At 35.4% G+C, this 12,163-nt stretch carries 10 protein-coding genes; all 10 read left to right on the top strand.

The genetic code is table 11. The annotated features are described in order from the left end of the window. Positions 1-310 precede the first annotated feature (310 nt). The 10 genes from IWX84_RS01195 to acs all read left to right on the top strand — a co-directional run bounded on the left by IWX84_RS01195 (position 311) and on the right by acs (position 12,106). Positions 311-850: a hypothetical protein gene (locus tag IWX84_RS01195; protein WP_196848924.1), complete on the top strand. Its 540-nt coding sequence runs from the start codon at positions 311-313 to the stop codon at positions 848-850. 326 nt (positions 851-1,176) lie between these two features. After that, a complete protein-coding gene (locus tag IWX84_RS01190; RefSeq protein WP_196848923.1) occupies positions 1,177-1,596 on the top strand; it encodes a helix-turn-helix domain-containing protein in 420 nt (139 codons plus the stop codon). Positions 1,597-1,703: 107 nt separating this feature from the next. Further along, positions 1,704-3,083, top strand: coding sequence for a porin (locus IWX84_RS01185; RefSeq protein ID WP_196848922.1), 1,380 nt, complete (start codon positions 1,704-1,706; stop codon positions 3,081-3,083). Positions 3,084-3,106: 23 nt separating this feature from the next. Beyond that, positions 3,107-4,642, top strand: a complete 1,536-nt coding sequence (locus tag IWX84_RS01180; RefSeq protein ID WP_196848921.1) for an MFS transporter — start codon at positions 3,107-3,109, stop codon at positions 4,640-4,642. Between the two features lie 13 nt (positions 4,643-4,655). Beyond that, complete coding sequence (locus IWX84_RS01175) at positions 4,656-4,880, top strand: DUF6814 family protein (protein WP_196848920.1); 225 nt, start codon at positions 4,656-4,658, stop codon at positions 4,878-4,880. A 67-nt stretch (positions 4,881-4,947) separates the two neighbouring features. Next, positions 4,948-5,142, top strand: coding sequence for a hypothetical protein (locus IWX84_RS01170; RefSeq protein ID WP_196848919.1), 195 nt, complete (start codon positions 4,948-4,950; stop codon positions 5,140-5,142). Continuing rightward, the gene (locus IWX84_RS01165) at positions 5,135-7,840 is read left to right on the top strand and encodes a sensor histidine kinase (protein ID WP_196848918.1); all 2,706 of its coding nucleotides are present in this window, start codon (positions 5,135-5,137) and stop codon (positions 7,838-7,840) included. The genes IWX84_RS01170 and IWX84_RS01165 overlap by 8 nt, the downstream gene beginning before the upstream one ends. 4 nt (positions 7,841-7,844) lie before the next feature. Further along, positions 7,845-8,204, top strand: coding sequence for a response regulator transcription factor (locus IWX84_RS01160; protein ID WP_196848917.1), 360 nt, complete (start codon positions 7,845-7,847; stop codon positions 8,202-8,204). Between the two features lie 67 nt (positions 8,205-8,271). Continuing rightward, on the top strand, positions 8,272-10,173 hold the full coding sequence (locus tag IWX84_RS01155; protein WP_196848916.1) for an AMP-binding protein: 1,902 nt from the start codon (positions 8,272-8,274) through the stop codon (positions 10,171-10,173). Positions 10,174-10,198: 25 nt separating this feature from the next. Then, the gene (gene acs, locus IWX84_RS01150) at positions 10,199-12,106 is read left to right on the top strand and encodes an acetate--CoA ligase (protein WP_196848915.1); all 1,908 of its coding nucleotides are present in this window, start codon (positions 10,199-10,201) and stop codon (positions 12,104-12,106) included. Positions 12,107-12,163: the final 57 nt, after the last annotated feature.

Raw genomic sequence — 12,163 nt, 5'->3', positions numbered from 1 at the left:
AATAATCCATTTTCTTGGGTACCGTTGAAACTCCATTTTCTACGATACATCTTTTCTTATTAAAAAAAACCACATAACTTGACAAATATTAACAGAATAAATGGATTTTATTAACTGCAAACCTTATTAGAAAATCGTAATTTTACCTGACAAAATCATCAATAATTAAACTTATGTCAACACGATTCGTACAACAATTTAGTAACACATAAAGTAAGTTAACAAAACAAAAAGGGGAAGAAATTAAATGCCTTTTGATTTACTTTAAAATTCAAGATACCTATTTAATACTAAATTAATAAAGAATATCATGAAAGCATTTATAATAAGCTTATTGTTCTTTGGGTGTTTAAGTACATCTTATTCCCAAGACACAAAAAATAATGAGGTAGAAGAAGAAAATCTTAGGACAGAGCAATTACCGGAAGTGGTAATTAGACGTGCAGGAAAAGATTTTTCAGTCTACCTAACCGATAAAAACCCTGATGCGAGTGTCAGGAATCTTCAAGAGAAATTTATTAGTTACAACCTTGGAAAAGACTACGAAGGGTATGACTCCTATTTAGTTACTATGGAAACCCAAAACGGGTCTTTAGCAGCAACTTATAACGAGAACGGCAAATTAACACGCGTTGTCGAAAATTACAAAAACGTACGACTTCCCAGTAAAGTGATTTACTCCATTTACAAGGAATTTCCAGATTGGGTAATCATCAACGATAAATTTCTTTATACACAGGAAAATGGCGACATTATCAAGAAACAATATCATCTCAAAATCAAAAAAAACAATGAAGTGCGCAAGTTAGTAGTTCATGCAAACGGTGAAATTTTAAAAGGCTTAGAATAAATTTCACTCACTTTAAAAAAAAACAGAATCAACATAACAAAAGGGTTTAGTCTTTGAGAAAAGCTAAGCCCTTTATTTTTTTAATGGGCGTTATTCAAAGATGGTTTTTCATTATTGGACCATCAGCATTTAAAAAACAATGGGATTTAGCAAACAATAAAAGCTTTCTAGCGCTTAGAAACACATTGTGAAAACCACAGCCATTTTAGGAATATTAAATAATTTATTCAATATATATAAGGGTTTCGTAAATATTATTGCAATTTTTTGTGAAATTCTAAAAATAATAATTGCTAATTTACTATATTTATGCAAAATTTATATATATGGAGATTTTATCCTGTCCGAAATGCCAAAATAATCATATTGTAAAAAGCGGCATAATCAATAGCAAACAAAGGTACTTATGCAAAAATTGCAAGTACTTTTTTACGGTAAATAAAATTGGAAAAAAAATAGACGATTACTATGTTACTAAAGCACTGCAATTATATCTCGAAGGCCTGAGTTATCGAGAAATTGAGCGCATTATCGGGGTTTCGCATGTTACGGTCAGCAATTGGGTAAAGACCTTTAACATAAAAAAACCTTCCCACGCTAATTACCACCCTACCTATAAGATTTTTAACCATTTAGAACTGGTCGAATATATTAAAAACAAAGAATTATTGTCGGGAGCCGGTATGATTATAACCGAGCTTGGTGATAAGTTTATGCTTATAAAATGGGAGCGATTTAAAGATTAACTATACTACTTTACACTTATATATTACTTAATTTTTTTTATAAACAAAAAATTAGAATTTGGCAGTGTTGAAACTAACCATTTCCGCTAACCAAACTTTAACTTATTATGAAAAAAATTTATTTATTAGCAGCAATACTGCTTTTATCTTTGAAAGGTTTTTCACAAGGCTCTCCAGATTATGGAGCTGGAATGAAATTCAACTTGAACGAGGACGGTTCAAAATACATGCGATTTATAGTATGGAACCAAATATGGTTCCGTTCCAGCCAAATGAACCTTGGAACAATGATTGGAGGAGAATCAGCTTCAACCGGAACTGATATTGGAAACAGACGTTTGCGTTTTCTCGCGTATTCGCAAATATCAAAAAGATACATGATTGTAACCCATTTTGGTATAAACAATCAAACCTTTACTAATGGTGGAGCAGCAGGAACTTCCGGAACCGGCGGATACGGTGCTGGCAAAAAACCAGGGCTATTTTTTCATGATGCCTGGAATGAATACGCATTAGTTTTACCGGAAAAAGACAAAAAATTTAGCTTGTCGCTTGGAGGTGGTTTACATTATTACATGGGACTATCCAGAGAAACAATGGCATCTACTTTGAATTTCCTAACCATTGACGCACCTATATTCAACTGGCCATTAATAGAAAACTCCGATCAATTTGCCAGACAAATGGGTTTATTTGCTAAAGGTAAGTATGGCAAATTAGAATACCGTTTAAGTTACAACAAACCATACGCGACAAACTTAGTTCCTACTAATGTAACTTCGGCTGATAATGCAATCGCAGTGGATAATAGCGGCAATACAAAATGGTCTAAAGCCGGTTATTTCGAATATCAATTTTTAGATCAAGAAGCTAATTTATTGCCTTATAAAGTAGGCAGCTATTTGGGAACTAAAAAAGTATTCAACATTGGTGCTGGTTTTTACACCGCGCCTGACGCAACAAAATCTTCCGTGAACAATGTCATTAGCAAACATAACATTAATCTTTTTGCAGCTGATGTTTTCCTTGATTTGCCTATTGGCAAAAAAGAAAATAAAATGGCACTAACCGGATACAGTGTTTTCTATGATTATGATTTCGGCCCAAATTATTTACGTAATGTAGCCATTATGAATATTGGTTCTGTCGACCCAAACTTCACAGGAAACAAAGCATTGGCTGGACCTGGAAATGCACAAGCTACCATTGGATCAGGAAATATTTGGTACACACAAGCAGGGATTTTATTACCGAGCAAAGTAGCAAAACCTAAAGTACGAATTCAGCCATTTGGAGCTTTTACTTATAAAAACTTCGACGCTTTGGATAAATCAAGTACCCAATTTGACCTTGGATCTAACTTTTTTCTCGATGGACAACATGCTAAAATCACAGCTCAATATTCAACTAGACCTGTTTACACTACTCCCTCTAATATCTCTGGATCAAAAGGTGATTTCATAGTTCAACTCCAAATCTATCTTTAATCAATTTTAAAAAATAACAATATATGAAAGAAAAATCAACAAAAGGAATTTGGAAAGTTATTTCCGCTTCCTCCATGGGCACAATGATTGAATGGTATGATTTCTACATTTTTGGAAGTTTAGCTGTTGTAATTTCAACGAAGTTTTTCCCTTCCGATAATCCTACTGCGGCCTTCTTATCAACCTTAGCAACTTTTGCAGCCGGATTTGTGGTTCGACCATTTGGCGCTCTTTTCTTTGGAAGATTGGGTGACTTAATAGGAAGAAAATATACGTTCATGGTAACGCTAGTATTGATGGGCGGAGCGACTTTCTTAATAGGATGTATCCCGAGTTATGAAACGATAGGATTTATGGCACCTTTGTTAGTCTTGATTCTTCGTTTACTTCAGGGTCTTGCGCTGGGCGGTGAATACGGTGGCGCAGCGACTTATGTTGCAGAGCATGCACCCGTGGGACAAAGAGGATATTGGACTTCTTGGATTCAAACCACGGCAACTGTTGGATTGTTTATCTCTTTAATGGTTATTCTAGCAACCAGAAACATTCTTACACCAGAACAATTTGATGCTTGGGGATGGAGAGTGCCGTTTTGGGTTTCGATCATCATGGTTGGAGTTTCTTATTTGATTAGAAAAAACATGGATGAATCTCCTGTATTTGCTAAAGCGAAAGCAGAGGGAAAAACCAGTACTAATCCGTTAAAAGAAAGTTTTGGAAATCGTTACAACTTGAAATTTGTTTTATTGGCTTTATTTGGAGCTACAATGGGACAAGGAGTTGTTTGGTATACTGGCCAATTTTACGCAATGAGTTTCATGAAAACAGTTATGTCAATAGACTCTTCTCAAGTAGACACTTTACTGGGAATTGCATTAATTATGGGAACGCCTTTTTTCATTGTTTTTGGTTGGTTGAGTGATAAAGTGGGAAGAAAATACATTATGATGGGCGGAATGTTACTGGCTATTTTACTATACAGACCTATTTACAAACAAATGTATGAGACTACTTCAATAAAAAACAAAACAGAAGTTGTTGCTAATACAAAACTGGTAGCTGAATTAAAGGAGAACAAGAAACAAACTATGGATTCTATCTACACTACAAACAAAGAGTATACTGACGGAACCACCTTTCTTGAAGTAAAAACGGTATCTTTAGAGAATGGAACTGCCAAGATTGTAGATGGAAAACCAAAGATTGAAACCAAAACAACTATTAATATTAATTGGGATGACAAGTGGACTTTAATATTTTTAATATTCATACAGGTATTATTTGTAACAATGGTTTACGGTCCTATTGCGGCATTCTTAGTTGAAATGTTTCCTGCAAAAATCAGATATACCTCTATGTCATTGCCTTATCACGTAGGAAACGGAATTTTTGGGGGATTGCTTCCTGCGATATCCACCTATTTTGTAACTCATGCCAAAGATGCCGGAGATGCTGAATTTTATCTAGAAGGACTTTGGTATCCAATCGTAATAGCTTCAGTCTGTTTTGTAATTGGAATGATTTATATTAAGAATAAAGATAAAAACGCTCACATTTAAAAAAAACACAGCTATGAATCAGATAAAAAGAGCTTTAGGATTGGTTTGGATCGCCTTAGCAATTGCAGCAGCCTATTTTTGCATCTTCACTTTTGGACTACCAAAATTTATGTCGGGCAAACAAGACGATTTAGTCTTTGGAATTATCATCCTTTTTATACTTACTCCTTTAATCGTTTTAGGATTAGGAACCTTTGGTTATTATTCCTTAATGGGTGATTACGATGAAAAAAAATAATGCTTAATTAAATTTTATAATACGCAATCTCTACATTTATTTGTAGGGATTGCTTATTTCTATTTCGATGAAAAAAAGACACGAACAAAAGTTGGTTATACTTTCAATGCTAATGCTATTAGCTTTGAACATACCACTTTTGCTTTTATTTGACAGTTCTAAACCACTTTTTGGATTACCAATAGTGTACATCTACATTTTCTCGGCATGGTTGTTTTCAATTGCCATCTCCTACCTAATCATAAAAAGATATTATGAGTAGCATAGGACTTTTATTGATTTTAGGACTTTATGTGTCCATTCTTTTTTACATCGCCTATTGGGCCGAAAAAAGAAGCCATTCAAAATGGACGAATAACCCTTACGTTTATTCCTTTTCGTTAGCGGTATATTGCACTGCTTGGACTTACTATGGAAGCATCGGTGTGGCAGCGAACTCAGGTTTAAGCTACTTACCTATTTATTTAGGGCCAATAATAATTATCCCCACTTGGATGATTATCCTCAAGAGAATTATCCGAATTTCGAGAGTAAATAAAATTTCCAGTATTGCCGATTTTATTTCTTTACGATACGGAAACAGTAGATTCCTTGGCGCGTTGGTTACCATGATTTGCATTTTTGGAATCGTTCCCTACATCGCTTTACAATTAAAATCGATTTCAGATACTTTTCATATTGTTACCAAAACCCAATCGAGTGACAATATCTTTACGGATACCACCACTTATGTTTGCCTTGCTTTGGCTTTATTTGCCTCTTATTACGGAACAAAATATGTTGATGCTTCCGAAAAAAGACGCGGAATTGTAACAGCGGTGGCAATGGAATCCATCTTGAAATTAGTTTTCTTTTTAATCATTGGAATATACGTGACCTATTTTGTTTACGATGGTTTTGGAGACATTTACACCAAAGCTTCTGTTCTTGAAAATTTCGACAAGAAGAATTCCATCGGAGATTTAACGGGCGCAATCAATTGGTTTTTCCTCTGCATTTTGTCAATGTTTGCTATTTTTCTTTTACCAAGACAGTTTCACACTGCCATCGTTGAAAACAATAAAGAAACTCATATTCGAACAGCGATGTGGCTTTTTCCATTGTATTTATTGCTGTTCAATATTTTTGTATTCCCAATTGCATGGGGAGGAAATATTCTTTTTCAGGGAAAGGGATTCAATTCTGACACCTATTCATTATTGATTCCTCAATTTTTCAACAATAACTTCTTGACCGTTTTAGTATTTCTCGGAGGATTTTCTGCCGCCATATCAATGATTATTGTTTCCTCGATTGCTTTGGCGACTATGCTCAGTAACAACCTGTTAATTCCTTATGGTTTCGTGGGTTCTTTGGAAAATAAATCACCCGAAAAAAACCGTAAAAGAATCGTTAACAGTCGGAAAATAGGTATTTTTTCACTCATTATTTTGGCGTATGCCATCTACCGCATTTTCATTTTAGATTATTCATTGGTTTCCATCGGCTTAGTTTCTTTTGTTGTGATTGCGCAATTGGCACCTTCCTTTTTTGGAGCATTGTTTTGGAGAAGAGGTTCAAAAAAAGGAGCAATAACGGGAATTATCATTGGTTTTTTAATTTGTTTTTACACCTTATTAATGCCCTATGCTATAGGACTTTCAAAATCATCCAGCCTGTTTATTCAGGAAGGTCCTTGGGGAATTGCATTGCTCAAACCCTTTCAGCTTTTTGGATTGGATTATTTAGAACCTATTCCGCAAGCTGTTTTTTGGAGTTTGTTTTTTAATATTATCAGTTATGCTGCAATTTCTGTAAGTTTCAGTGGAAATTATAGAGAACGCAATTACGCCGAAATGTTTGTGGATATTGATAAATACATTACCAATCACGAAAATGCATTTGTATGGAAAGGAACCGCTTATATATCTGATATTCAAAAAGTATTACAACGATTTCTAGGCGAAGAAAAAACAAAAAGAGCCTTGGCGATTTTCAATTTGAAATACAACATTGACAAAAACATCACCACTGCCGATGCTCGATTTATAAAATTTGCCGAGAATTTATTGACTGGACATATTGGTACGGCTTCCGCCAAAATCTTAATATCAAGTGTAGTAAAAGAAGACAAAATCAGCCTGACAGAAGTTCTGCGAATTCTCGAAGAATCCAAAGAAAACATCATCATTAACAAGAAACTGACAGACACTTCCAATGAATTAAAAAAAATATCGACCCAACTAAAAAATGCCAATCAGGAATTGGTTAATAAAGACATTCAAAAAGACGAATTTCTCGATACGGTTACGCATGAATTGCGAACACCAATAACCGCCATTCGTGCAGCAAGCGAAATCCTGCATGACGACGATGATATTCCAGAGGAATTGAGAAAAAAATTCTTGCTGAATATCATTTCCGAATCGGATAGATTGAATCGCTTAATTGACAAAATTCTCGATTTGGAGAAATTCGAAACAGGGAAACAAAAAATTTATCTTTCTAAAAACAACATTTCAAAAACCATAAAAAACACTTTGGCTTCATTGAAACAATTGATTAAAAACAAAAACATAAGTGTTGAATTCGATGAGTCTTCCAAAGAAATAAAAGCATTTTATGATGAGGAACGCATCATTCAAGTTATTCATAATTTATTGTCCAATGCCATAAAATTCTGTTCAGAAACAGAAGGAAAAATTACTATTGCGATATTGAAAAAAAAGGAGGTTGTAGAAGTCCATATTCACAATAATGGTAAAGGAATTAAGGAAGAAGATTTTGAAGCCATTTTTGATAAATTCTATCAATCACGAAATCAAAATGTAAAAAAACCAATTGGAAGCGGTTTAGGATTGGCCATTTGCAAGTCAATTATAGAACATCATAAAGGAAACATTTGGGCTGAAAATACGAAAGGCAATGGAGCCACATTTATTTTCACATTACCCAATTATAATACTACTGAAAATCATTAAAAAGATGAAAAAAATTTTAATTGTAGATGACGAACCAAATATTGTTATGTCACTTGAGTACACATTCAAAAAGAACAATTTCGAAGTTTTCATAGCTCGTGACGGACAAGAAGCATTAGATATCTTGAAAAAACAACTTCCGGACGTTATTATTCTCGATGTAATGATGCCGATGGTTGACGGTTTTGCCACATTGGAACAAATTAAAAAAGACGAAAGGTTGCAACATTGCAAAGTAATTTTCCTTTCGGCAAAAAACAAAGAAAAAGACATTGAGAAAGGACTTTCTCTAGGTGCTAATTTATATGTAGTCAAGCCCTTTTCGGTCAAGAAATTAGTCGAGCAAGTACAAGAATTAATCTAAGAAATTAGATTTTTAGTTATTCAATTTTAGCATTAGAACAAAGAAATTTAACTACAACAACATACAAATGAACTACACCGAATTTTACAATAAAAGTATTAACGAGCCCGAAGCTTTTTGGACAGAACAAGCTAATGCGATCGAATGGTATAATAAACCAGAAGTTACCTTGTCCACGGATGAAAATGGATATCCACTCTGGTACAAAGATGGAGAATTGAATGTTTGTTATTTGGCTTTAGACAAGCATATTCAAGATGGTTTTGGAGACCAAGTGGCTCTTATTTATGATTCTCCAGTAACGCAAACCATAAAAAAATATACATTCTCTGAAGTAAAAACCGAAGTAGCAAAACTCGCCGGAGGAATGCTCTCACTAGGTTTAAAAAAAGGACACACTGCAATTATTTATATGCCAATGATTCCACAAGCCGCGTTTGCTATGCTCGCTTGTGCTAGGATCGGCGTGACACATTCTGTAGTTTTTGGAGGATTTGCACCACATGAATTGGCCATTCGAATTGATGATTGCAAACCTAGGGCGATAATAACTGCTTCCTCAGGAATTGAAATTGACCGATTAATCGCGTACAAACCATTAGTAGACGAAGCAATTGAACTGGCTTCGCACAGTCCTAAAAAAGTGATCGTTTTCAATAGAAAATTAGGAGCAAGAGTTCCGTTTAAAAAATATGATGTTGATTATGATGCTTTAGTTTACGGATCGGAAGAAACGCCTTGTGTACCCGTGAGTGCAACACATCCTTTATACATACTCCACACATCAGGAACAACGGGAAAACCAAAAGGAATTGTACGAGATACCGGAGGTTATGCCGTTGTGCTTAAATTTTCGATGCAGTATATTTATGGTGTAAAAGAAAATGAAGTTTTTTGGGCAGCTTCAGATGTGGGCTGGGTGGTTGGACATAGTTTTATTGTTTACGGTCCATTAATCAATAGAAACACCACCATCATTTTTGAAGGAAAACCAATCAAAACTCCTGATGCCAGTACTTTTTGGAGAATAATTGACGAGCACAAAGTGAACACCATGTTCACCGCGCCAACAGCGATTCGCGCCATAAAAAAAGAAGACCCTAACGGAGATTTTATAAAACAATATGATTTGAGTTCGTTGAAAACTCAATTTTTGGCAGGAGAACGTTGTGATGTTGCCACCTTAGAATGGTATTTAGAACACATTCCTGTTCCGGCAATTGATCATTGGTGGCAAACAGAATCTGGTTGGCCAATGATTGCCAATATGATGGGCGTTGAATATTTACCTATAAAACCAGGATCAGTAGGAAAAGCAGTTTGTGGCTTTGACATCAAAATCTTTGGCGAAGACGGCACTGAATTAGGACCAAATGAAGAAGGGTATGTAGTGCTAAAATTACCGTTGCCTCCCGGAACATTAATGGATTTATGGAATGACAATCCCCGATTTAAAGCGGGTTATTTAAATAAATTCCCAGGTTATTATTTCTCTGGAGATGGAGGATTTAAAGATGAAGAAGATTATATTTTTATTACCGGCAGAGTGGACGACGTGATTAATGTTGCCGGACATAGGCTTTCGACAGCCGAAATGGAAGAAATTGTTGCTTCCCATCATTCAGTTGCGGAATGTGCCGTAATTGGAATAAATGATGCTTTGAAAGGTCAAACTCCGTTGGCTTTAGTAGTAACCAAATTAGATGATGCCATAGAACATTTTCAATTAGAACAGGAGATTATAAAATTAGTTCGTCAACAAATTGGCGCTGTTGCATCGTTAAGAAATGTAGTAATTGTGGAACGATTGCCAAAGACTCGCTCGGGTAAAACCCTCAGAAAACTAATGCGCAGCATTGCAGATGGGGAAACCTTCCAAATCCCATCAACAATTGACGACGAAAGTATTGTTGGTGAAATTGATACCGTATTAAAAAAATATGAAATTGGAATTTATAATAAAAATTAAAAATAACTAAATATATACATACAATATGAGCCGTTATAAAATCAATAATTTAGAAGAATACTTTAAAGAATATAAAAAATCAGTTCGTGAGCCAAGAAAATTTTGGGACAAAATTGCTGCTGAAAACTTCACTTGGTACCAACAATGGGATAAAGTTGTCGATTTCAATATGGCTGAAGCTGAAATAAAATGGTTTGTTGATGCCAAAGTAAATATTACGAAAAACTGTATCGACAGACATCTTGCTAAAAAAGGAGAAAAAACGGCTATCATTTTTGAACCAAATGATCCGAACGAAGAAGCCTTGCATATTTCCTATAATGAGTTGCACCAACAGGTTTGCAAAATGGCAAATGTGCTTCGTGAACAAGGCATAAAAAAAGGAGATCGTGTTTGTATTTATTTACCAATGATTCCTGAATTAGCGATAACAACGTTGGCATGTGCCAGAATTGGAGCCATACATTCGGTAGTTTTTGCAGGATTTTCGGCTTCGGCAGTTTCGACAAGAATAAACGATTGCGATTGTAAAATGGTCATCACCTCAGATGGTGGTTATCGCGGCAATAAAACTATTGATTTAAAAGGCATCATTGACGAATCCTTAAAAAGTTGTCCTGGCATAGAGAACGTTTTAGTAGTAAAAAGAACAAATTCTTCGATAAATATGAAAGAAGGTCGTGACCAATGGCTGCAACCTCTTTTGGACCAGGCTTCAGATAATAATGTAGCCGAAATCATGGATGCCGAAGACCCTTTATTTATCCTTTACACTTCTGGTTCTACCGGAAAACCAAAAGGAATGGTACATACCACAGCAGGTTATATGGTTTATACGGCTTATACTTTCAAAAATGTATTCAATTACGAAGAAAATGACGTCTTTTGGTGTACCGCTGATATCGGCTGGATTACCGGACATTCCTATATTCTTTATGGACCTTTATTGAATGGCGCAACCACTGTAATTTTTGAAGGCGTTCCCTCTTATCCTGATTTCAGTCGTTTTTGGGAAATAATCGAAAAGCACAAAGTAACGCAGTTTTACACGGCACCAACAGCGATTCGTGCCTTGGCAAAAGAAAGCTTAGATTACGTGCAAAAATTTCCGTTAAAGTCTCTCAAAGTGATTGGTTCCGTAGGAGAGCCCATCAATGAAGAAGCTTGGCATTGGTATAATGATCATGTTGGAGATAAAAGATGCCCCGTTGTGGATACTTGGTGGCAAACCGAAACAGGAGGGATAATGATTTCGCCAATAGCTTTTGTAACCCCAACAAAACCAACATATGCTTCTTTACCATTGCCCGGAATTCAGCCTGTGCTAATGGACGAAAAACGAAATGAAATAGAAGGTAATCAAGTGGTCGGAAGTTTATGTATTAAATATCCTTGGCCTGGAATTGCCCGAACCATTTGGGGTGATCATCAACGCTATAAAGAAACTTATTTTTCTGCCTTTCCAGGCAAATATTTCACCGGCGACGGAGCATTGCGCGATGAAGTAGGCTATTATAGAATTACGGGTAGAGTAGATGATGTAGTTATTGTTTCAGGACATAATCTGGGAACCGCTCCTATTGAAGATGCTATAAACGAGCATCCTGCAGTGGCTGAGTCTGCGATTGTAGGCTTCCCTCATGATATAAAAGGAAATGCCCTTTATGGATTTGTTATTCTAAAAGAAACAGGGGAATATCGCGATAGAGAAAATCTAAGCAAGGAAATCAATCAACAAGTTTCTAATCAAATTGGGCCTATCGCCAAGCTGGATAAGATTCAATTTGTATCTGGTTTGCCTAAAACACGTTCCGGTAAAATTATGCGTAGAATATTGCGCAAAATTGCCGAAGGCGACTATTCGAATTTTGGCGATACCTCCACTTTATTGAATCCAGAAATTGTGGAAGAAATAAAAAACGGTAAAATATAATTCTTAGTTTTTTAATTTGTAGTTGAGAACTGCTTCATTTATGGAGCAGTTTTTTTG

The sequence above is a fragment of the Flavobacterium sp. CG_9.10 genome (assembly GCF_015752245.1).
Classification (GTDB): domain Bacteria; phylum Bacteroidota; class Bacteroidia; order Flavobacteriales; family Flavobacteriaceae; genus Flavobacterium.
The sequence above is the reverse complement of the archived record's forward strand: the minus strand, read 5'-3'. Positions and strand labels throughout refer to the sequence as shown.